The sequence below is a fragment of the Halosolutus halophilus genome, assembly GCF_022869805.1.
GTDB lineage: Archaea > Halobacteriota > Halobacteria > Halobacteriales > Natrialbaceae > Halosolutus > Halosolutus halophilus.
Map to the genome: position 1 here is coordinate 1,292,617 of NZ_CP094974.1, position 19,864 is coordinate 1,312,480.

The window sequence follows — 19,864 nt, forward strand, 5'->3', positions numbered from 1 at the left end:
TATCACCAGACCCTCACGACGAGCCGACAGCCCGGATCGCAGTCGATACTCCCGTCGTCGTCGTCGATGGTCACGATTCGGGCCGAACTGGCCGCAGTCTGGTCGTCGTAGACGTGGCCGCCGCTCCAGTCGGCGTCGTCGACCGAGTCGTCGCCGAGCGATTCGATCGTGATATTCACCCGATCGAAGACGTCATCATCGTCGTTCGCCCGGAGTCCGAGTTCTGCAATCAGGTTCTCGGGATCGTCTGCGAACCGCTCCTGGTACAGGCTTCCGTTGAGTTCGTTCGGCGTCGACGAATCGGTCGTGTTCTCGACGATCCGATCCGCGATCCTATTCGCCTGGGCGGTTTCGGCTCCCCCAACCGACGAGTCGTACGGCGTCACCAGCGACGGCACGTACGTGAAGATGAACGCGACCGCCAGGAGGAAGACGCCGATCCCGACGGCGAAGTCCTGCGTCGTCTGCCCGCGGTCCGACAGCGAGACCGAAATCGTCCGTGGTCGACTGCGTCGGGCTGGGGTTCGAGAGCTGTTGCCTCGAGTCATGTTATGCCACGAGTGTCCAGCCGACGAGTGCGATCGTCGCGAGGATGATCGCGTATTTCAGCCCGCTCAGCAGGTCCGCATCCCGGATGTAGCCGCTGATGAAGCCGGAGATAATCGCCTGGAGCGTGACGGCGTGGAAGAACAACATCGACAGCTTGTCGACGTCGATGTTCTCGCTGAGGTTGGCGTCGGCGAGCCCACTACCGACACCACCACCACCTGCGTTGACGTCCGCACTGCCACCCTCGAGCCCGGCCATCGTATCGATGAACTGCGTCTTGAGGATCGTGATGACCGCGAGCACCGTCATGAACGTCATGATGATGATCACGACCTGCATCCGAGTTCGTGATTTGCGTTCCCGCTCGATGTCGTCGTGATTCTCGCTGGCCCGGGCCGCCGTCCGGAGCACGTCGGAGATCTGGTTCGACGCCTCCTGGGCTTCCGTTATCAACCGCGTCGTCCGTGCCAGTCGCGGGATGTGATACTTGTTGTTGAACTCGATGAGCGACTGTTTCAGGCTCATCCCGTAGTTGACCTTCGTGTGCATCATCTCGAACTCGCGAGCCAGTTTCCCGCTCGTGGTGTCCGAGACGGACTTGAGCGACTCGAGCAACGTGAGTCCGGTGTCGTTCGCGCTCGAGAGCTTCCGGAGGTCTTCGGAGAGTTTGTTCACGACGGCACCGCGGTGGCGAACGTTCCACTCTCGGAAGATCGACAGCGGGACCGCGATGATGTACAGCGGGACGTACACGTAGATGAACGTCCCCCAGATCGGATTGGCCACCATCCCGTTCCACGACGTCGGCGCTGAGCCGGAGACCATCGCCGTCACGACGATCATCGTCGAGATCGGGACGGTCAACAGCAGGGTCAACAGCGGGTTGTCACGGAAGAAGATGTGCGGCCGCTTGAGGACGCTCACCGTTTCGTAGGTCCCCTCACGGTTCTTGATGCGATCGAAGACGCTGTGCTCGCCGGTGAACTGTTCGACGAGGCCGAGGTTGAGCAGTCCTTGCTCGTGACTGTTCTCGACCCGGCGATCGTCGCCGCCGCCCAGTGTCAGGTAGCCGTCTCCCGGCTCGTCGTGTTTGACCGTCGAGACGAGGACGATGAATCCGACCCCCGTCAGCGGGATCAGCCCGTAGACGGTCATGTACAGCATCTGGTCGGTCACGTCGGCGCCAGGGATCATCTGCATGACGACCATGATGATGATCAGGAGGAGCGGGAACAGCGAGAGCGTCATGTACATCTCTCCGAACAGTTCGAGCGTCTCGAGGGTTAGCTCCTGCTCCTGCTTGGCGGTCCGCATGTGCTTTTCTTTCTTGTCTTCGAGGAAGCTCTCCATGTCACCGCCGCTGTTGACGATCGAGAGCATGTCGGTCAGGAACTGCGAGAGTTCGTCGCTCGGCGTCTCGAGTGCCTGTTTGCGGATCGCCGTCCGGTAGTCGACGTCGAAGTACTCCGTCTCCTTGACGACGCTCTGGAATTCCTTTGCGACCTCGCCGTAAGTGTCGTCGGCCTGAGCCATCGCCTCGATGATCTCCAGCTGATTCAGGCCGCCGACCGAGAGGGCGTACATGAACGAGACGGAGTCAGTCAGGAGCATATTGATCTCGCGCTTGCGGGCGGACGCACGCGAGTAGGGGATCGCGACCAGCGACCCGAAGCCGAGACCGAACCCGATCGTACCGAAGAGGAACCCAGTGAACAGGACCAGTACCGGGACCCGGAGCAGTTCGATTATCTCGAGGATCGCCTCGCTCCCGATCGGGATGCCGATGATCTCGTCGACCTGAACGACCCCGGTGGCGAACAAGCCGTAGCCGAGCATCAGGCCGATCAGCCACAGGCCGATCCCGGCGATCAATCCGATCCCCAGCGCACGGGAGAGGTAGAGTTCGACGGTGTCGGTCATCCGCGCCTGCGCGAGTTTCTCCTCGAGGTCGGAGACGAACTCGCTTTCCTCGCCGAACAGCCGGTCGTACAGCGGGTAGAACATCTCACCGAGTGCGTCGGAACTCGTCGAGACGCCGGTTCCCCCGCTATCGTCGGTTTGCAAGCTCATGCGTCGCTCTCCTCGTCACTGTCTCCGAAGACGGAATCTTCGTCGTCCTCGTCGTCGTCGAAGATCGATCCGGAGTCCTCGCCGAACATCGATCCGTCGTCGGCGTCGGGTGGCGCACCGTCCGCCCCGTCCGGACGATCGCTCGTCGAGTCGTCGTCGCGCTCGTCGGTCTCCATTCCGTCCCCGAGGTCGATCGTCGGGGGGGACGGCTCGTCGTCCCCAGACCCGGCCGTCGCTCCGTCGCCCGCGGTCGGTGACGATTCGTCGGCGTCGTCTTCCCCGAGATCGATCGTCGGGGGCGTCGGCTCGTCGCGATCGTCCCGTGATTGTGTCTCCGGAGCAAACCCGTCACTCTCGGCGTCCGTGGTCGCACTCTCCAGTTGATCGCGGAAGTCGGTTTCCGGCGGTTCGTCGTCGGCGCCCGGATCGAAGATCGAGTCGAGGTCGTCGTCGGGGAACATCGCGTCGAAGCCGGACGTGTCGGGCTTCGCGCCGGTACCCCCGGTTCCCCCGGTGGGTTCGCCACCGGTTTCCGCCTCCATCTTGTCGAGCGTTTCGCCCATATCGTTGAACAACCCGCCGAGATCTCCGTCCCTTCCGTCGTCCGAAGGGCGAGCCGACGTCCCGCCCTGTCCACCCGTGTCCGCGGGCCTCGTGGGTACGTCAGTGGTACCGCCGTCGTCGCCGGCCGCCTCCGCGCCGGCGGCGGATGACTCACTCGCGCCGGACGACGTGACACCACCGCCGGCCGCGTCGGCGTTCGCCGTCGCATCGCCGTCGGCCGACTCCAGTTGGGGGTCGCCGCCGCCGATGTCGAATCCACTGTCGTCGTCGAGCCACGCCGGTTCGCCGCCCCCGGCGCCGCTCGTCCCGGCATCGAAGTCCGTCGTGCCGTCACCGAGTTCCCAGCCGTCCGCTCCGACGTCGTCGACGGTACCGGCGAAGTCGAAGTCGTCCGTCTCCGCGCTGTCGACCTGGATCGTACTCTCTTGTTCCACGTCGCCGAGGGCGCTCGCGAGGCCGCTCGGGACTTTCCCGCGGTACTCCTCGAAAAGCGACTCCTCGGCCCGTTCCAGGACGTCCATCGAGAGGTTGTACGTCTCGCTCGTCGCCTCCGGCCGTGGGACGAGTTCCTCTTTCTCCTTGTCGACGTCGATCAGCACGCTCTCCATCTCCCGGAGGTCGTCGAGGCTGTCCTCCAGTTGGCCGTTCGCGATGAGCGTGAGAATCGTGTCGGGATCGTTGATGAACGCCTGGACCGTCGCAGCAACCTCCGCGTACGTGTTCAGTCCGTTCTTGATGAGGTACGCGAGGATCACCTCCCGCTTGAACAGTTCGTCCTGGAGTTTCTCCGAGTTCCAGCCCCGATCGAACTGGATCTCTTCTAAGGTGTTGGAGTCCCCCATCTTGAGGAACTCGTCGGTCTCGGCCTGCCACTGGTAGACGTCTTGAACGTTGATCTCGTCGTGTTCGGCCTCGTAGTGGTTGATCTCGGTCAGTGATTTGTTCCGACGGACCTTGTTCCCCTGGACGCGGGTCTGGGTCTGGATCGACACCAGGTCCAGCGCGGTGAACATCGTCTTCGAGACGTTGATCGGGTCCGTCGTGAACCGCTTGAGCACCTCGTCGACGGAGTCGGCGTGGAAGGTGGTGTAGGTGGTGTGGCCCGTCGACATGACCTGGAACAGCGTCCGGCCCTCCTCACCGCGGATCTCACCCATCACGATGTAGTCGGGTCGCTGGCGCAGTGCGGCTTCGAGGAGGTCGAACTCGTCGACGTCACCCTGCTCGTCGTCGGCGAACGAGGGTCTGGTCACGCTCGCGATCCAGTTGCGCTGTGGGAGTTCGACCTCGCGAGTGTCCTCGATCGAGACGATCTTCGCGCTGGACGGAATAAAGAGGGAGACGGCGTTCAGGCTCGTCGTCTTCCCGGAGGCGGTACCTCCGGCGAAGATCAGGCTCTTGTGGTTCTCGATACAGAGCCAGAGGAACGCCATCTCGTCCAGCGAGAAGGTGTTCCAGTTGATGAGGTCGATCGGGGTGAACGGGACGTCCTTGAACTGTCGGATCGTGTAGTTGGTCCCGTGGTCGGACACCTCCTTCCCCAGCGTCAACTGGGCACGCGAACCGTCGGGGAGGGTCGCGTCGACCTGTGGCAGTCGTTTACTGATCCCCTTCCCGGAGCGCTGGGCGAGTTTGACGACGAAGTCGTCGAGTTCGTCCTCGCCGTGGTAGATGTTCGTGATAATCTGTTCGTACTCGGAGTGGTAAACGAAGACTGGAGAGTTGTAGCCGTCGACGGAGATGTCCTCGACGTTGATGTCGTGTTTGATTCCGTCGATCCGTTCGTAGCCGATGAAGTTCCGCTTCAGCAGGTACAGCAGTTTCTCCACCTGATACTCGTTCAACGTATCGGGGTCGTCGGCGAGGATATTCGGCTCCGGTCGGACCTCGATCCCATCGAGCTGGGTCGGACCAACCTCGATCTCCTCGTCGTCCCTGTCGTCGTCCAGCAGGGTCCGCATCGTCTCGAGAATGCCGGCCTTCGCTTTGCTCGAGGTCTTCTCGAAGAGGTCGTATCGCTTCAACAGCCGTCGCGTCTCGTTCTCGATGACGTCCCGTCGACCGTCTTCGTTCGCTTTCTCCTTGATCCCTTCCTCGGAGTACTTGATCGCCGTCCTGAGTTTCCCCGAGAGGAACTCCTGGAGTTCCGTCTCGATGTCGTTCAGGTACGGCTCGATCACGTAGTACTTCTTCTCGTTTTCCTTCTCGGAGTGGAAGATGACGACGCAGGCGTAGGGTTTGTTCACCCAGTAGCGCTCGACCTCCTGGAAGTGGGTCTTCTTGGCCATCGGAACTGCCTTCTCGAGATCGTACCGGTTGGTAACGGTAGTGTTCCCCGCGGCCGTCGAGAAGAACTCGTCCTCGTCGAAGTCCTGCTGGACGTTTACCGTCCGTTCCTCGACCACGTCGTCGAGTTCCATCGCGATATCGTCCCCGATCGAGAGGCGGTCCTCGAGCGTGTCGGGGTCGAAGCCGAGCGCCGCCTCTTCGTCGTGGCGAACGATCTCGCCGGTACTGTCACGCGGTCGACTGCCGTCGTCCTCGTAGTAGTACTCCCACTTGTAGTGTTCCCACGAGTAGACGTCCTTGGTGACCGGAGTCGTCTCGGGATCGACGTGATCCAGGAAGATCCGCTGGAGCGTCCCGGCGTTCGGGACCGCAGTATCCGTGACGATCGACTCGAGGTCGTCCGGGTGAAATCCCAGATAGGACTCGGGATCGAACTCGACCTGGTTCCAGTCGTCTCCGCTCGGAACCGGTTCGTTCGATCCGCCGGTGGTAAGTCCGAGCCGACTCCCCGGCTTATCGTCGGGGTAGAGCTCCGAGACTTCGTCATCGTGTCCGTGTTCCTCCATGAAGTCCGCCCATGTGTACTCTCCGACACGGACGTTCGAGTCCGACTCGTGGGATCGTTGGTCCTCCGACTCAGATTGGGACGCCTCGCCCTCAGAAAATTGCCCGGCATCCGACTGGTCGGCCTCGTCAATAGCCATTGAATCCACCCTATCCCTCCCCCTTCAAAAAATTCATGTACACATTACCACTTCTGATAATCCCGTGAACGGTGGTCCGAACCCGTTCTATCCGCCGTCCGGCTCTCTCGTGACCTGCTTCGAGCATGGGAGGGGCGTACGAACTCCCGGTAAATAATTTCTAGTGCGTTCAGTCTTGGTTTCATAGTAGTCGCTCGATTACCCGATACGGGAAGCTACCGGTTCCTACGTCGATCGTAGTGCGTTCGATCGACCCGCGTGACTGCCCGACTGGTACCGGAACTCGGGGGACGGTACGTGTTCAGGACGACCACCGGACCGGCAGAAGGATTACGCAAGTGGGCCGACGTGGTGTTGACTGATGAGTGATCTCTTCGACCTCTCCGAACGAGTCGCACTGGTGACCGGTGGCGGACGCGGAATCGGCCGCGCGATCGCCGTCGAACTGGCAAACGCGGGGGCCGCCGTCGTCCCTGCGGCCCGATCGACCGCCGAGATCGAGGCGGTCGCCGAGACGATCGAGGACGATGGCGGCGATGCGCTGGCCGTCTCCGCGGACGTGACCGATCCGGACGACGTTGCGAACGCGATCGATCGAACAGCGGACGCCTTCGGTTCCGTCGACGTCGTCGTCAACAACGCCGGCTTCAACCCGGACGACGCACTCGGGCGGCCGGAGGACGTCTCCACCGAGAGCCTCGATCGGGTCCTCGACGTCAACCTGAACGGCGCCTACGAGGTGACGACGGCGGCCGCCGACGAACTCCTCGAGAGCGACGGCGGAGCGGTCATCAACGTCGCCAGCGTCGGCGGCCTGGTCGGACTGCCACGCCAGCACCCCTACGTCGCCTCGAAGCACGGCCTCGTCGGCCTCACGAAGAGCACGTCGATCGACTGGGCTCCCGACGTACGGGTCAACGCGATCGCTCCCGGCTACGTCGCGACGGAACTGACCGACGACCTCCGGGACAACGAGGGGCTCCGACGGTCGATTATCGACCGGACGCCGCTCGATCGGTTCGCCGATCCGAAGGAGATCGCCGGCCCGGCGGTCTTCCTCGCGAGCGACGCCGCGAGTTACGTCACCGGCGAGGTACTCGCGGCCGACGGCGGCTGGACGGCGCGGTAGTCGACGGCCTCCGTTCGGCCGTTAGATTTCGTACTCCCCGTCGATGAGGCTCGTCGCCTCGTCGAACAGCCGTGAGACGCCGTCTTCCATTCTCGGGTACAGCGGATCGTCGCTGTTACCCTCGAGGTGTCGACGGAAAAACATCTCTCCGAGGGCGGCCATCTTGTAGATCGCGAGCACCACGTAGAACCGGGGCTCGTCGAACTCGAATCCGGTCTGGTCCTCGTAGCGGTCGATCAGTTCCCGTCGCGTGAGATAGCCCTCTCGGGCCGTCAGGGTCGGATACAGGTCCGGGATCGGCGGTTCGGGATCGTCCGCATCGTGCCAGAACGAGAGCATCCAGCCGAGATCGGTGAAGGGGTCGCCGAGCGTAGCCATCTCCCAGTCGAAGACGGCGACGACTTCCGGGTCGCCCGCGTCGGTCGCGCCGTCGGCGTTCGCCGGCGCGAGCATCACGTTGTCCAGTTTGTAGTCGCCGTGGACGAGCGTGTGTGGATGTTCCGCGGGAACGTGCTCGTCGAGCCACGCAGTGACTCGCTCTAGCTCCGGCAGGTCGCGGTGGTCGGCGGTCGTCTCCCGCGCCCACTCGAACTGTTCGTGCCACCGATCGACCTGCCGCTGGGTGAACCCCTCGGGGTAGCCGAACTCGCCGAGACCGACGGCCTCGTAGTCGACGCCGTGGATGGCTGCGAGCGTATCCACCAGTTCCGTGCTGACCCGCCCGCGGGCGTCCCGGGTCGCGAGCCAGTCCGATTCTTCGGTGCGGATCACGTCCCCGTTCAGTCGCCCCATCACGTAGAAGTCGCTGCCGATCACCTCGTGGTCGTCGCTCGCGAGTACCGTTTCCGGGACCGGTACGTCGGTTTCCTGTAACGAGGAGACGACGCGGTGTTCGCGCAGCACGTCGTGGGCCGTGTCCGCGGTCTTCCCCGGTGGCGGGCGCCTGACGACTAGGTCCTGCTCGCCCCACGTCACGAACAGCGTCTCGTTCGAGTGTCCCTCGTCCACCCGTTCGATCTCGAGTCGATCGGCCGGACCCAGCGCGTCGGCGAGGTACGACCGTAACCGGTCTTCGTCGACGAGTCGGTCGAGGTACGCTTCGTCGCTCATCCGCTCACCCCCGGAATCCCGTCGACCGTCACCATGGTACAACTCACTGTTCCGCACTTCCACGCATGCGACGTTAAGAACTTCGGGAACCCGTCGCCGGTATCGAGATCGACCGCCCGACGGACCCGTCGGTCGTGGCGACAGGTCTACGACCGATCCCGTTTCCAGCAGTCACGATTCCTACAATTGAGTTAACATCGTAAGATAAAAGCCAATTATCGGAACCATAGATAAATATATTCGGTCCAGATCTTACCACGTGGGAACGGCAGATATACCTATCGAGGATCCGAACGAGGAACACATATGCGATACGATGACTCGGAGCAGGCCCAGGAACTCGCCCAGCGTGCACACGACCTGATGGAAGAGGTAGTCCTCCCGATGGAGCGAGAGCGACCGGGCGGGATGGCAGTCTCGAGCGGCACGGTGACCAAACTCCGGGAGGCGGCCCGCGAGTACGACGTCTACGCCCCACAGATTTCCGAAGCGCACGGCGGCATGGGGGTCGACTTCCGCGACGCACTGCCGGTCTTCGAGGAGGCGGGCCGGAGCCTCCTCGGAGCGACCGCGATGCGCGTCGACGCCCCCGACGAGGGGAACATGCACCTGCTCGAACTGGCCGGGAACGACCTTCAGAAAGAACAGTACCTGGAACCCCTCGTCGCGGGAGACATCAAGTCCGGCTTCTCGATGACCGAACCGATGCAGGGCGCGGGGTCGGACCCGAAGATGATCCGGACCACCGCCGAGAAGGACGGCGACGACTGGGTCATCGACGGTCACAAGTGGTGGACCACGCAGGGCGTCGAAGCCGACGTCCTCTTCGTCCTCGCCCGGACCAACGAGGACGCTCACCCCTACGAGGGGTGCTCGATCTTCATCGTGCCCGCGGACGCCGACGGCGTCGATATCGTCCGCAACGTCCCACATATGGGCGGCGGCTCTCGGAGCGAGTCCCACGCCGAAATCGTCTACGACGACGTTCGCGTCCCCGAGGAGCACCTGCTCGGCGAACTCGATCGGGGCTTCGTCCACGCCCAGGAACGGCTCGGTCCCGCGCGACTGACCCACTGCATGCGTTTTTCCGGGATGGCCCAGCGATCGCTCGACATCGCGAAAGCCTACATGAGCGAACGCGAGGGGTTCGACTCGACGCTCTCGGACAAGCAGGCGATGCGCCACCGGATCGCCGACGCCGAGACGCGCCTCCACGTCGCCCGGACGGCGATCCGCGACGCGGCCGATCGCATCAGCGCCGGCGAGGAAGCACGGGTGCCCGTCTCCATGTGCAAAGTCTTCACCGCCAACGTCACCCAGGATGCGATCGACCTCGCCGTCCAGTGCTGTGGGGCCAACGGCATCGGCAAAGACCTCCCGCTGTCGGACTTCTACGAGTCGGTCCGGCAGTTCCGAATCGTCGACGGGGCCGACGAGGTCCACCGGCGCGTCATCGCACGCCACGCCTTCGACGACGTCGACGAGGCCGAACTCGAGCCCGTGACCCGGTTCGGCCAGCCCACCAGACGGTCCGGCGACGGTCACTGACGGATCGGCGCGGACGACGCGGCCCGTTTTCGGAACGGACCGATCGACGGACGATCACTGATCCGGTCGATAGCAGCACTCCTCGGCCAGGTCTGCGGGCGTGACGATCGAGACCGCTCCATCGGCTTCGCGCTCCGTGAGGTGATCGACGAGGTCAGCGAGCACGGTTTCCGAGTCGTCGAGTTCGTGGAAGACGAACGAGGTGATTCCGCCACGGTCCGCCGTCAGATCGATCGCGTCGCGGACCGTCTCGACGTCGGGATCGACGACGCGCGGAATCCGGTGTGGATCAGTGACGTGCCCGTGGGCGGTCCCGTTCCCGCTCGTATCGCCGCCAGTCCCCAGACAGCCACCGGTCGAGACCGCTGCCGCCACTGCGACGTACCTGCGCCGTGTCATCCGGCTATGCGATCGCCACCGAGAAACGGATTCGTAATGCGTCTGTTACAGCGATCGGTTCCTCGGACTGGTGTTGTAACGGGACCGTTGGGCGGAAAGGGGCGACGCGGGGTTCGAACTACGCCCGAGAACCTACTTGTGACGCTCGCAGAACCTCGGTCTGTTTCGAATCGACGGGCCCTCGCTCGTCGCGTCCGCTCCTCGTAGAACGGGCGTGGCGGGATTCGAACCACGGTCGTTCCGCCTCGGTTCACTCCCCGATTCAAATCCGACAATTTCCGTTTACACGACTCACTGTCGTTCGTCGGGAAACGGGCGTGACGGGATTTGAACCCGCGATCAGAAGGTTAGGAACCTCCTGCCCTATCCGCTAGGCCACACGCCCCGCAAAAGCGTCAGTTGGATTCGGTCTCGGTTTCGGCCTCCTCCTCGCGGGTGACCGGTTCCGTGTCGACGAATTCCTCGTCGTCTTCGTCGAATTCGTCGTCTTCCTCGAATCCCGATTCCCGCATCTCTTCGAGTTCCGTTTCGACCTTTTCACGCCCCTTCTGGAATTCGCCCATCGCCTCGCCGGTCGAGCGAGCCAGTTTCGGGATCTTGTTGGCCCCGAACAGCAAGATGGCGATGAAAAGGATGATCAGTAGTTCCGGTCCCCCGGGTGCGCCGGGGATGAACAGCGGTGCAATTTCGGCTACCATCTCTATGCGTGGCTTACCGACTGGCAATTATAACCTTTTTGGAGCGAGCAGGGTGACAATACCCGAATCAAACACCTTTCAGCCTGATAACAAGGCGTCTCGGCGAGCGGTTCCCTGACGCGACGTCCCCGCCGATCGCGACCTGTCGCCCCGATTGCAGGTGGTGTTCGGGCACCGTACACTGACCCTGATCGAGACACTCCGACCGACTCGATCCTCGGCGCCGTCGCCGGACGGGTGCCGTAGCGATCGGTCAGATCCAGTCCTCGTCGCTCGTACTCCGCGTTTCGCGGCACGCGTAGCACAACCCCAGTCGTCGATCCGTGGCCGATCGTTTCTTGTGGCCACAGTGTGCGGTGGAGCTGTCCCGGTCGTCGTACTCGATCGGTCGCCGATGACTTCCGTTGGCTCCCATGCCCTGATCGATATGACCCGGTACACCGCCTTCAGTGTCCGCCCTGAAATCGTCGGTATAACCACCTTCTTCCGGCTACCTTGCCGGAGACGGGAGCCGATCCGGCGTCGCCGCATCCTCGACGACACGAACGACGGTTCCACCGGGCGTGTTGTTCCGCGAACGAAACTGTCTTTCCAGTTTATGCGCAACGAACCGACGATGGTAACCACTGGCGACGACGCACCGGACTTCACCGCACCGCTTGCAACCGGCGACATCGAGTCGTTCACCCTCTCGGATCGCCTCGACGAGGCACCGATCGTTCTGGCGTTCTTCCCCGGGGCCTTCACCAGCGTCTGTACGGCCGAAATGTGTGCGTTCCAGGATCGACTCTCGGCGTTCGACGACCTCGACACGACGGTCTACGGCGTCAGCCGCGACTCCCCGTTCACGCTGAACGAGTTCCGCGAGCAGAACGACCTCGAGTTCGGACTCATCAGCGACTACAACAAGGAACTCGTCGCCGACTATGACGTCGAGATGGACTTCGACGACCTCGGCGTCTACGGCGTCGCCAAGCGATCGGTGTTCGTCGTCGACGGCGACGGCGAGATCACCTACGGGTGGGTCAGCGACGATCCCGGCGTCGAACCGGAGTACGACGAAATCGAGCAGGCAGCCGCCGACGCGGCGTAATCACCGGCGTCGCAGGGCTTTTTTAGCCGGCAGCCGACGTGCGTCTATGAGCGATTCTGCCGACGACGAGTCAGCCGGCCGCGTCTACTCTCCCGACGGCGACCATCACTTCCCCGACGAGAAACTTCATCGCGTCCTCGAGTTCGTCGCCGAGGACGAGGAGATCCAGACCTATCTCGAGGCCCAGAACGTCAACGCCGTCGATCGAATGCGATACAACGACCACGGTTCGAAACACATCGAGATCGTCCGCAACCGCGCGCTCTGTCTGTACGACCTCCTGAAAGCCGGTGACGTCGACTTCAACGGCGCGCGTCAGCAGGGACTCGCGGAGGAAGACGAGTCGGTTATCATCGCGCTGGCCGCCACGCTCCACGACATCGGCCACGTCGTCCACCGCGACGAGCACGTCTACTACTCGATTCCGCTCGCGGCGGACGTTCTCGATCGCATCCTGCCCGAGTTCTACGACGTCGCCGAGCAGGTCCGGATCAAAGCCGAAGTGCTTCACGCCATCCTCTGTCACCATACGGCCGAGAATCCCCTGACGACCGAAGCCGGCGTGATCCGCGTCGCCGACGCCCTCGACATGGAGAGCGGCCGATCGCGAATCCCCTACGAACACGGCGGCCGCGGCATCAACACCCTCTCGAGTCAGGCGATCAGCCGCGTCTCGCTCCAGGAGGGAGATACGCGACCCGTGATGGTCGAAATCGCCATGACCAACGCCGCGGGCGTCTACCAGGTCGACAACCTGCTCAAGGCCAAACTCCGCGGCTCCGGACTCGAAGACGAGATCCGGATCGTCGCGGTCAACACGAACGAGAACCGCGAGCAACTCGTCGAACGGATCGAACTCTAAAAACGAACTTTTACTCTGCGTGCGGTCGCGAAGCGACCGCACTCGGTGAAATTGTCAACAGAACGCGAAGCGCTCTTTCGGACGGGGCGATTCCGACGGAATCGCTTGCAGTCGGCGCTTTGCGCCGACGACCTCGCAGCATCTTCGATCCCGCTCAGCTTCGATGAAAACCTCCTCTCTCCGTTCCGAACGCACAGCGTTTTCCGCGTCGGTCGTCGGCCCGCTCGCTCGTGGCACTCGCTCGCGGTACCACCTTTGTGAACTAGCCTGCCCTCCCCCGAGTCGCGAGATGCACCGCTCTCTGCGGTGCATCTCGATCCCGGCCAACAGGTTGGGGGAGGGATTTCGGGCGTCAGTCGATCGACTCGACCGCTCAGGCGATCTCGAACCCGTCGTCGGTACGCTCGAGGTGACCCGCGTCGCGGAGGGTCCCGGTGATCGAGAGGACGACACCGCGACTGAGGTCGAGGTGGTCGCCGAGTTCCTCGGCCGTTGCGCCGTCGTTGAGCGCCACGTAGAGGTATACCAGTTTGCCGCGCGCGGAATCGAGATCCGACGGGACCGAGACGTCTGCCCCCCGTGATGGTGACGAACCCATACCCGAGAGATTCCGTCGCTGACAGGTATACCTTCTGCCTGCACCGATCGTCCCGACCGATGATACGATCGGCTCGCGATCGGTGCGAGCGCATCTACAACCGGCAGGCGAGGCGCTTTTGTACTCGACACTGCGAGTGAACACGAAAACGATGTCGACGTACGTTACTCTCCTCGCACTCCTGACCGGCTTGCTCACCGGAGTTCTGTTTCGCTTTCTCAACGTCCCGATCCCGGCACCGCCGGAACTCCCCGGTATCGTGGGGATCATCGGTATCTACGTCGGGTACAAGCTGATCGACTACTTCGACATCGGGATCGATTTACTCGAGGTAATCGGCGCGTAACGGCAGCGTGGGAACGATCGGAACGACTCGATCGCGATCGACGGCGAACGGCGAACGGCGAACGGCGAACGGCGAACGGCGAGAAAATCGAGGCCGAAACGTCGTCAGTAACTGCGCTCTTTCGGCTCGTACGTCTTCTCCTGGCCCTCGAGGATGACGGGGCGGTAGAAGACCGACGGCTCGCCGTCGGTCCACGAGACGAGCGTGTGCTTGAGCCACTCGTCGTCGCGGCGTTCCTGGTACTCCTGGCGCCAGTGGGCGCCGCGGAACTCGTTGCGCACGAGCGCGCCGATCGCGATCGTCTCGGCGACGTCGATCAGGTTCCGCGTCTCGTAGGTCATCTGGAGGTCGGTGTTGAACGTCCGCGAGGGGTCGTCGACGTAGACGTCCTGGTACTCCTCGCGACACTCGCGGATGATCTTCAGCGCTTTCCGGATGCCGTCTTCGGTGCGGAACACGTTGACGTAGTCGGTCATCGCGTTCTGCAGTTTCTGGCGGATCTCCGCGTGCTGGACGCCCGTGTCTTTGTCCATGAGCCGATCGACGCGGGCGCGTTCCCGTTCGACGGCGCGGTCGAGCAGGCCTTCGGCGTCTGCAGTGACGCCCCCGTCGGCAGCGACGCCGTCGTCCGTGTCGATACCCGCGGCTCCGGGCGTCACCGGGAACTCGGTTTCGGTCTCGTCTTCGACGTCGTCGCCGTAGCCCGTCTTGATCTCGGCCGTCCCGATATCCTCGCCGGCGGCGTGACGGCCGGCCCGCTTGCCGAAAACGATCAGTTCGGGCAGGGCGTTCCCGCCGAGACGGTTGCCCCCGTGGACGGAGACACAGGCGCACTCGCCGGCCGCGTAGAGGCCGTCGATGCAACTCTGGCCGTTCTCGTCGACCTCGATGCCGCCCATCGCGTAGTGCTGGCCGGGCTTGACCGGCATCGGTTCGACGAGGCCGTCGACGCCCTCGAAGTCCTCCGCGAGGTGGAGGATGTTCTCGAGGCGGTCCATGATGCGCTCTTCCCCGAGGTGGCGCATGTCGAGGTGAACGTACTCGTCGTCGACGCCCCGACCCTCGTTGACTTCGGTGAGTTCGGCGCGGGCGACGACGTCGCGCGAGGCGAGTTCGCCGGAGTTATTCGCGTAGCCGTGCTCGAACATGAACCGCTCGCCCTTGGCGTTGTAGAGGATGCCGCCCTCGCCGCGGACCCCCTCGGAGATGAGGACGCCCGTGGACGGGAGCGACGTCGGGTGGAACTGGATGAACTCCATGTCCTCGAGCGGCACGCCGGCCCGGTAGGCCATCGCGTGCCCGTCGCCGGTACAGGAGACTGCGTTGGTGGTGTGATCGAAGGCCTGTCCGGGACCGCCGGTCGCGAGGACGACCCCCTGGTTCGCCTTGAACCCCTCGACCTGACCGGACTGGACGTCGTAGGCGACGACGCCGTGACACTCCCGATCGTTCGGGTCCGATTCGTCGGTCGTCGCGAGGTTCATCACGTACCACTCGTCGTAGACCTGGATGCCGCGTTTGACGACCTGCTCGTACATCACGTGCAGCAGGTGGTGGCCGGTTTCCGCGCCGGCGTAGGTGGTCCGTGGGTAGGAGAGTCCACCGAACGGTCGCTGGGAGACGCGCCCGTCGTCCTCGCGGGAGAACGGCATCCCCCAGTGTTCGAGGGTAATCGTCTCCTCGGGGGCGTCCTGTGCGAGGGTCTCGACTGCCGGGGCGTCGCCCAGGTAGTCCGACCCTTTCATGGTGTCGTAGGCGTGCAGTTCCCAGTCGTCGCCCTCCTGGAGCGCCGCGTTGATTCCGCCTTCCGCTGCGCCGGTGTGGCTGCGGACGGGGTGCAGTTTCGAGACGATCGCCACGTCGGCGCCCGCTTCGTGCGCTGCGATCGCGGCCCGGAGGCCGGCACCGCCGGCGCCGACCACGATAACGTCGTGTTCGTACATTGTTGTCACCAGAATTTCAGGTTCTTCTTGACCGCTTCCCGCTTGAGTTCCTGAATGTGCTCGGTCAGCGGGATGTCTTTCGGGCACACCTCGGTACAGGAGAACTGGGTCTGGCACCGCCAGACGCCGTGTTCCTGCTCGAGAATGCGGAGTCGGTGCTCCTTGATCGCCTCGCTCTCGCGCTCGTCCATCGCGAACCGGTAGGCCTTGTTGATCGCCGCCGGACCGAGATACTCGTTGTCGCCGGCCGCGATGTTACACGAGGACATGCACGCGGCACACCAGATACACCGCGTCGACATCTTGACCTTCTCGCGGTTCTCGCGGGACTGGCGTTGCTCTTCGAGGTCGCTCGCGTCGGGCGTGTCCTCGTCCTGGAAGTACGGTTCGACGGCGTGCATCTGGTCGTAGAAGTGATCCATGTCCACGACCAGGTCCTTGACGACCTCCTGGTGTGGCAGCGGTTCGACGCGAACCGGCTGTTCGAGGTCCGAGATCTGGGTCTTACAGCCCAGTCGCTGTTTGCCGTTGACGAAGAAGGCGTCGGAGCCACAGACGGCCTGCCGACAGGAGTGGCGGAACGTCAGCGACGAGTCGTACTCGTCGCGGGCGTAGATGACCGCGTCGAGGACGGTCATCCCCTTCTCGAAGGGGACGTGGAAGTCGTCGAAGCGCGGTTCCTGCTTCGCTTCGACTTCGGGGTCGTACCGGAACACTTTGATGTGTACCGTTTCCCCCTCGAGTTCGGCGTCGTCGACCGCCGTCTGGTCGACCATGCCGCCTTCTTTCTCTCGCTCGTCGACCGGCGACTCCGCGCCTTTCATCTCCGGATCTGCCGGTGCTTCCTGCGTCTCGGGTTCGGGTTCGGGTTGTTGCGTGCTCATGTCCATCCCGCCATAGCGATCGCGACGTAGATTCCTTGCACGACGAGTGCGATGCCTGCGATGACCAGCACGGCCAGCACCACCTTCTTTTGGGTACCTTCGAGCCCCTGGTTGACGAGGGCGTTGTAGACGCCGTTGACCCCGTGGAAGGCCCCGGCGATCAGGAACAACACTATCGTCAGGAAGTATCCGATGTTCTCCATTCGGGCCTGCGTTCCTGCAAAGGTTACGTCTGCTGCGTGGTTGACGAAGTGTAACTGGAAGAAGTGAAATGCGAGAGCGACGACCAGAAACGCCGCCGTGATCCGCTGGAGGAGCCATCCCGTCCCGCCTGGCGTGAACGAGGAGTAGCGCTCGGCCATCAGAAGCCCACCTCCACCATGAAGGTCGGGACGCTCGCGACGGTGATGACGCCCGTCAGCACCAGCGACGCGTAGAAACTCTTGTCCTGTGCCTCGAGGCCGATGCCGAGGTCGACCATCAACAGGCGAAGCCCGTTCAGGATGTGGAAGACGGCCACCGCGAGCAGGCCGACTTCCATGATCCGAACGATGAACAGTTCTTCGAGTCCCTGAATCGTCGTCGTGTAGATGTCCGTCTCCGCCTGAATCGCCGATGCATCTCCCGCTGCGGTGATAGCGGTACTCAGGACGGCGATGTGGGTAAACAGGTAGCCGATCAGGATCCACCCGGTAAACTTGTGGAAGATCCACGCCCACATCCCGGCCGAGAACTCCTTCCAGCGACCGAAGTCCTCGATGAGACCGCGATTGTAAGACTGACTCATGCGCTCATGTGGAGGGTTTGACCGTGGGGGTATAGAAGTTACTTTTGTCGCGCCGTTTTCCCGTTCGCTTCGACAGTTGGTACTCGAAAATCAGTACTTTCTGGTTTCGCCAACCGAACCCGTTCGGTAGAGATAGCCATCTGTCATCTTCCAGTCATCCGATCGTCCCCGCGCCGCAGCGAGTTCGGCCAGGTGAGCACCTCGCGACACCGCACTCGGCGTCGCAGCGGCTCACGGGACGACGCTCTCACCTCCGCAGTTGTTCGCGGGACTGCTCGACCGTGCGCTCGCGTTCGAGTGCCGTGTGCGTATCCGGCGAGAGGCCGACGAGGTGACAGAGCGGGTTGCCGGGATAGACCACCGGATTCTCGAGGACGCCGACGATCAGTCCGGTAAATGGCGCGTTGACGGTGACGATGTCGTCTTCCTCCTTGAACGGGTTCGTGATCGTACAGATTGCCTCCCCTTCCTCGACGAGTGCGCCGCGGCCGCGTTTCATGTCCACGATCCCGCCCGCGTCCGCTCGTAGCCACGTCTTCTCGTCGTCGGCTTCGATGACCGTTCGCCAGCCGGGCCAGTGGACCGACGACTCCGGGTGGAGGCCGAACTCGGCGAGGACGCTCGCGACCCCCGTCAGCGCCCGATCGATCAGGCTCCGCTGGAAGCGGTGGGCTTCGCCCATTTCGATGGTGATCGTCGGCACGTCGGCCGCCGTCGCCTCGCGGCGAAGCGTCCCGGACGGCCCTTCACCCGCGATGACGACGTTGGAACTGAACGCGTAGGCGAGTCGTTCGACCGTCGGATCGTCCATGTTCGCCCGGACGTGGAGCATGTTGGTCCGGCCGCGCGTGGACGTGTGGAAATCCAGGCCGAGATCACAGGGCTCGATGAAGTTCGTGAAGATCCGGTGGGCCATGCGTCTGGCACTCGTCGATCCCTCGCGGCCGGGAAACGATCGGTTGAGGTCCCGATCGTAGATCGGCAGGTACCGCTCCTGGGCGAGAAATCCGGGGACGTTCATCACTGGCATACAGACGAGGGTGCCGTGAAGGTCCGAGTGGTCCCAGTCGTGGGCGACTTCGCGGACGACCTCGATCCCGTTGAGTTCGTCGCCGTGGGCCGCCGCCGAGAGAAACACCGTCGGACCGGGGTGTTCGCCGTTGATCACCGTGACCGGGATTCGGACGGGATCACCGAGGTAGGTCTCGCTGATCCCGTAGCGGATGTTGGCCGATTCGCCGGGGTCGACCCGGCCCCCGTTGTACGTGAACGCGCCGTGCATGGGTTCGGAGTCGCTCCCGCCGAGTGGCGGATCGTCCGCGTCGCTCATACAGGAGAGTCCGGCGTCAGCACTGAGAACGTTTCCGGTCGATGGGCGAGTCGACTGCTCCCGAATCGGCACCGGTCGCTCCGATCCGGAGTAGCGGTGACTGTGTCCCGCTGGGCATACGTTTAGTACGATGCCGTGTTATAGTCGCGCATGGAAATACGCGAGGCAACCGAGGCCGACGTCGGCGCGATCCGGTCGATCGCTTCCGAGTCTCTCAATTCCACGTATACGGACTTTCTCGACGAGGAGACGATCGAGGACGCCGTCGACCAGTGGTACGGCGACGAGGCCCTGACCGACGCGCTCGAGGACGAGCACGCGCTCTTTCTCGTCGTCGAGCGCGACGGCGAGATCGTCGGGTTCTCCCAGAGCGAACTGGTCGGCCAGCGATACGGCACTGGCCAGATCCTGTGGCTCCACATCGATCCCGATAACCGCGGGGGTGGCACGGGCGTCCGGCTCCTGGTCCGGACCCGCGAAAAACTGCTGGAGAGGGGTGCCGACCAGATCCAGGGGTTCGTCCTCGCGGACAACGAGGGCGGCAACGAGTTCTACGCCGATCACGGCTTCCAGCAGGCCGACCAGCGCGAGGTCGAGATCGGCGACGAGACGTTCACCGAGAACGTCTACGTCGAGGGCGAGATCGAAGGGGACGAGGACTGGAATGCGATCGACGAACTCGAACTCGACGGGGAGACGATCTTCGTCAGCTACGGCGAAGCCGCCCGCGGCTCCAAGTCACCGTTCTACGTCGCGTACGAGACGGACGCACAGTCGGAACTCTACGGCTGGTTCTGCGGCCACTGCGATTCGCTCGACAACGCGATGGACACCATGGGTCGCATCGAGTGTAACGTCTGTGGCAATCGGCGGAAGGCGACCCGGTGGGACTCGTCGTACCTCTAGCCGGACGCGGGCCAGTTCGTTCTTCGACCGTCTGATCATCCTCCCGTCCACCCCG

18 protein-coding genes and 1 tRNA gene are annotated in these 19,864 nt (G+C 63.3%); 6 read left to right on the top strand and 13 right to left on the bottom strand.

All coding sequences use genetic code 11. The annotated features are described in order from the left end of the window. Positions 1-2 precede the first annotated feature (2 nt). The 3 genes from MUG98_RS06275 to MUG98_RS06285 are packed head-to-tail and all read right to left on the bottom strand — an operon-like array spanning position 3 to position 6,176. Positions 3-548, bottom strand: a complete 546-nt coding sequence (locus MUG98_RS06275; protein WP_265111290.1) for a DUF7287 family protein — start codon at positions 546-548, stop codon at positions 3-5. A 1-nt stretch (position 549) separates the two neighbouring features. After that, positions 550-2,619 (bottom strand): type II secretion system F family protein, encoded by a 2,070-nt coding sequence (locus MUG98_RS06280; protein WP_265111291.1) that lies wholly within the window; start codon positions 2,617-2,619, stop codon positions 550-552. Then, positions 2,616-6,176 (bottom strand): ATPase, T2SS/T4P/T4SS family, encoded by a 3,561-nt coding sequence (locus MUG98_RS06285; protein ID WP_265111292.1) that lies wholly within the window; start codon positions 6,174-6,176, stop codon positions 2,616-2,618. The genes MUG98_RS06280 and MUG98_RS06285 overlap by 4 nt, the downstream gene beginning before the upstream one ends. A gap of 361 nt (positions 6,177-6,537) precedes the next feature. On the opposite strand from MUG98_RS06285, the gene MUG98_RS06290 reads away from it, so the two are divergent. Beyond that, positions 6,538-7,305, top strand: coding sequence for an SDR family NAD(P)-dependent oxidoreductase (locus MUG98_RS06290; protein ID WP_265111293.1), 768 nt, complete (start codon positions 6,538-6,540; stop codon positions 7,303-7,305). Between the two features lie 21 nt (positions 7,306-7,326). Here MUG98_RS06290 and MUG98_RS06295 read toward each other — a convergent pair whose 3' ends face one another. Then, positions 7,327-8,415 carry a phosphotransferase family protein gene (locus tag MUG98_RS06295; protein ID WP_265111294.1) on the bottom strand — a complete coding sequence of 363 codons (1,089 nt, stop codon included), beginning with the start codon at positions 8,413-8,415 and terminating at the stop codon, positions 7,327-7,329. A 306-nt stretch (positions 8,416-8,721) separates the two neighbouring features. On the opposite strand from MUG98_RS06295, the gene MUG98_RS06300 reads away from it, so the two are divergent. Continuing rightward, positions 8,722-9,963, top strand: a complete 1,242-nt coding sequence (locus MUG98_RS06300) for an acyl-CoA dehydrogenase family protein (RefSeq protein WP_265111295.1) — start codon at positions 8,722-8,724, stop codon at positions 9,961-9,963. 54 nt (positions 9,964-10,017) lie between these two features. Here MUG98_RS06300 and MUG98_RS06305 read toward each other — a convergent pair whose 3' ends face one another. The 3 genes from MUG98_RS06305 to tatA form a co-directional block, all read right to left on the bottom strand. After that, on the bottom strand, positions 10,018-10,362 hold the full coding sequence (locus MUG98_RS06305) for a polysaccharide deacetylase family protein (protein ID WP_265111296.1): 345 nt from the start codon (positions 10,360-10,362) through the stop codon (positions 10,018-10,020). Between the two features lie 312 nt (positions 10,363-10,674). Further along, positions 10,675-10,747, bottom strand: a tRNA-Arg gene (locus MUG98_RS06310). 10 nt (positions 10,748-10,757) lie between these two features. After that, a complete protein-coding gene (tatA, locus tag MUG98_RS06315) occupies positions 10,758-11,060 on the bottom strand; it encodes a twin-arginine translocase TatA/TatE family subunit (protein ID WP_265111297.1) in 303 nt (100 codons plus the stop codon). A 616-nt stretch (positions 11,061-11,676) separates the two neighbouring features. On the opposite strand from tatA, the gene MUG98_RS06320 reads away from it, so the two are divergent. Both MUG98_RS06320 and MUG98_RS06325 read left to right on the top strand, forming a co-directional pair. Further along, positions 11,677-12,153, top strand: a complete 477-nt coding sequence (locus MUG98_RS06320; RefSeq protein ID WP_265111298.1) for a redoxin domain-containing protein — start codon at positions 11,677-11,679, stop codon at positions 12,151-12,153. Positions 12,154-12,199: 46 nt separating this feature from the next. Continuing rightward, on the top strand, positions 12,200-13,015 hold the full coding sequence (locus MUG98_RS06325; protein WP_265111299.1) for an HD domain-containing protein: 816 nt from the start codon (positions 12,200-12,202) through the stop codon (positions 13,013-13,015). A gap of 373 nt (positions 13,016-13,388) precedes the next feature. Here MUG98_RS06325 and MUG98_RS06330 read toward each other — a convergent pair whose 3' ends face one another. Beyond that, entirely contained in the window at positions 13,389-13,613 is a 225-nt protein-coding gene (locus MUG98_RS06330) for a helix-turn-helix domain-containing protein (RefSeq protein WP_265111300.1), read from the bottom strand. A 151-nt stretch (positions 13,614-13,764) separates the two neighbouring features. Here MUG98_RS06330 and MUG98_RS06335 point away from each other — a divergent pair, with 151 nt between their 5' ends. Beyond that, positions 13,765-13,959, top strand: coding sequence for a XapX domain-containing protein (locus MUG98_RS06335; RefSeq protein WP_265111301.1), 195 nt, complete (start codon positions 13,765-13,767; stop codon positions 13,957-13,959). 104 nt (positions 13,960-14,063) lie between these two features. Here MUG98_RS06335 and MUG98_RS06340 read toward each other — a convergent pair whose 3' ends face one another. The 5 genes from MUG98_RS06340 to MUG98_RS06360 form a co-directional block, all read right to left on the bottom strand. After that, positions 14,064-15,902: an FAD-binding protein gene (locus MUG98_RS06340; RefSeq protein ID WP_265111302.1), complete on the bottom strand. Its 1,839-nt coding sequence runs from the start codon at positions 15,900-15,902 to the stop codon at positions 14,064-14,066. Between the two features lie 5 nt (positions 15,903-15,907). Next, the gene (locus MUG98_RS06345) at positions 15,908-16,786 is read right to left on the bottom strand and encodes a succinate dehydrogenase/fumarate reductase iron-sulfur subunit (RefSeq protein WP_265111303.1); all 879 of its coding nucleotides are present in this window, start codon (positions 16,784-16,786) and stop codon (positions 15,908-15,910) included. Then, on the bottom strand, positions 16,783-17,148 hold the full coding sequence (locus MUG98_RS06350; protein ID WP_265111304.1) for a succinate dehydrogenase/fumarate reductase transmembrane subunit: 366 nt from the start codon (positions 17,146-17,148) through the stop codon (positions 16,783-16,785). The genes MUG98_RS06345 and MUG98_RS06350 overlap by 4 nt, the downstream gene beginning before the upstream one ends. Beyond that, entirely contained in the window at positions 17,148-17,573 is a 426-nt protein-coding gene (gene sdhC, locus MUG98_RS06355) for a succinate dehydrogenase, cytochrome b556 subunit (protein ID WP_265111305.1), read from the bottom strand. Before sdhC ends, MUG98_RS06350 begins: the two co-directional genes overlap by 1 nt. Positions 17,574-17,820: 247 nt before the next feature. Then, on the bottom strand, positions 17,821-18,903 hold the full coding sequence (locus MUG98_RS06360; protein WP_265111306.1) for a succinylglutamate desuccinylase/aspartoacylase family protein: 1,083 nt from the start codon (positions 18,901-18,903) through the stop codon (positions 17,821-17,823). Positions 18,904-19,053: 150 nt separating this feature from the next. On the opposite strand from MUG98_RS06360, the gene MUG98_RS06365 reads away from it, so the two are divergent. Next, entirely contained in the window at positions 19,054-19,809 is a 756-nt protein-coding gene (locus MUG98_RS06365; protein ID WP_265111307.1) for a GNAT family N-acetyltransferase, read from the top strand. Positions 19,810-19,864 lie beyond the last annotated feature (55 nt).

Coding starts and splice junctions, on each gene's coding strand:
- MUG98_RS06340 (WP_265111302.1), bottom strand. CDS start 15,902: ATGTACGAACACGACGTTATCGTGGTCGGCGCCGGCGGTGCCGGCCTC.
- MUG98_RS06295 (WP_265111294.1), bottom strand. CDS start 8,415: ATGAGCGACGAAGCGTACCTCGACCGACTCGTCGACGAAGACCGGTTA.
- sdhC (WP_265111305.1), bottom strand. CDS start 17,573: ATGAGTCAGTCTTACAATCGCGGTCTCATCGAGGACTTCGGTCGCTGG.
- MUG98_RS06360 (WP_265111306.1), bottom strand. CDS start 18,903: ATGAGCGACGCGGACGATCCGCCACTCGGCGGGAGCGACTCCGAACCC.
- MUG98_RS06330 (WP_265111300.1), bottom strand. CDS start 13,613: ATGGGTTCGTCACCATCACGGGGGGCAGACGTCTCGGTCCCGTCGGAT.
- MUG98_RS06320 (WP_265111298.1), top strand. CDS start 11,677: ATGGTAACCACTGGCGACGACGCACCGGACTTCACCGCACCGCTTGCA.
- MUG98_RS06290 (WP_265111293.1), top strand. CDS start 6,538: ATGAGTGATCTCTTCGACCTCTCCGAACGAGTCGCACTGGTGACCGGT.
- MUG98_RS06365 (WP_265111307.1), top strand. CDS start 19,054: ATGGAAATACGCGAGGCAACCGAGGCCGACGTCGGCGCGATCCGGTCG.
- MUG98_RS06325 (WP_265111299.1), top strand. CDS start 12,200: ATGAGCGATTCTGCCGACGACGAGTCAGCCGGCCGCGTCTACTCTCCC.
- tatA (WP_265111297.1), bottom strand. CDS start 11,060: ATGGTAGCCGAAATTGCACCGCTGTTCATCCCCGGCGCACCCGGGGGA.
- MUG98_RS06300 (WP_265111295.1), top strand. CDS start 8,722: ATGCGATACGATGACTCGGAGCAGGCCCAGGAACTCGCCCAGCGTGCA.
- MUG98_RS06335 (WP_265111301.1), top strand. CDS start 13,765: ATGTCGACGTACGTTACTCTCCTCGCACTCCTGACCGGCTTGCTCACC.
- MUG98_RS06305 (WP_265111296.1), bottom strand. CDS start 10,362: ATGACACGGCGCAGGTACGTCGCAGTGGCGGCAGCGGTCTCGACCGGT.
- MUG98_RS06345 (WP_265111303.1), bottom strand. CDS start 16,786: ATGAGCACGCAACAACCCGAACCCGAACCCGAGACGCAGGAAGCACCG.
- MUG98_RS06350 (WP_265111304.1), bottom strand. CDS start 17,148: ATGGCCGAGCGCTACTCCTCGTTCACGCCAGGCGGGACGGGATGGCTC.
- MUG98_RS06280 (WP_265111291.1), bottom strand. CDS start 2,619: ATGAGCTTGCAAACCGACGATAGCGGGGGAACCGGCGTCTCGACGAGT.
- MUG98_RS06285 (WP_265111292.1), bottom strand. CDS start 6,176: ATGGCTATTGACGAGGCCGACCAGTCGGATGCCGGGCAATTTTCTGAG.
- MUG98_RS06275 (WP_265111290.1), bottom strand. CDS start 548: ATGACTCGAGGCAACAGCTCTCGAACCCCAGCCCGACGCAGTCGACCA.